This window comes from Mucilaginibacter sp. P4_D1 (assembly GCF_056401935.1).
Genome location: NZ_JBFUIJ010000113.1, coordinates 1 through 1,076 on the forward strand (window position 1 = coordinate 1; position 1,076 = coordinate 1,076).

Sequence of the window (1,076 nt, forward strand, 5' to 3'; positions counted from 1 at the left end):
GTCTTCGCCAAAACCAACATCCAGTTGCCAGTGCAACTGATTTTCTATCCCCCAATGTGCGCGGATAGCCTGGTTAAAATAAGCGGCATCTGCCTGAAGGCTGGAGATATAATAACGGTCTTGTATAGTGCGGCTGTCACCAATCATCCGCTCGGAGGTAATCTTGATAATGCTTTTCATCCCTTTCCAGTTTTCCTTTTCGTCGATCCAGTTAAGCTCATGGATGACCTTGCAGGTCCTGATCTCAGCCCGCCCGTGCCCCTTATCCAGGTGCTGGCTGTAACTGTCTTCCCTGAAGCCAAACTGGTTGGTTACCTGTTCATAAAGCGTTTCCTGGTTTTGTTTCAGGGACAGGATATAGTCCCCCTGGCTTTCGATGATCTTTTCAGCGATTGCTTTCTGGGTGCCCATCGCATCGATGCTTACTACCGCCCCTTTGATATTTAATAAAGATAGCAACGCCGGGATAGCGGTAATCTCATTGCTTTTGTCAGCTACTTTTTGCTGCCCAAGCACTAACTGGTTACGCCCTGACCAGGCACTTACCAAATGCAAGGCACCTAATCCCTGATGCTTGCAGGCGCTATTACAAATGCTCTTTCCATCGATAGCGATCAGCTCCTTTTCAGGAGATGGGTTTGCCGCTTCAAGGCTACGGCCGAGTTCTGCCGTCCATCCACGGAAACAACTTTCAAAAAGCTTCGCATCGATCATCATAAAAACACGGTTGATCGTATCATGGCTCGGTATGCCGTTTTCAAGTGGCAGTAACTGTTTTAAAAAGTCCTCTTTTTCTTTGCCGAACTCCTCCATCTCGTACCAGCTTTCAGCACCACATAACACTGCCAAGACCGATAAAATGATTACTTCCAGTAAATTATGCTTCTTATTATTGCCCGTGCGTGGATCGGGTATCCATCTGAAATGATCGTGAAGGGATGTGGGCATATTCTTTTTTACAAAGAAAAAAACTTGAAAGCCTTTTTGACAACCGCAACCCTTAAACTTATCACCTCTTTATCAACATTTTGTTGGCAACACCTCCCGTTTTTAACGTTTCTTATGCGTCAGCCCTG

Annotated in this window: 1 protein-coding gene; it reads right to left on the reverse strand. The window is 46.1% G+C overall.

The window, feature by feature from the left end:
* Positions 1-948, reverse strand: a 948-nt coding sequence (locus tag AC1DV1_RS31240) for an ISAs1 family transposase (RefSeq protein ID WP_477368743.1), incomplete at its 3' end; no start/stop codon positions are given.
* Between the last annotated feature and the right edge of the window lie 128 nt (positions 949-1,076).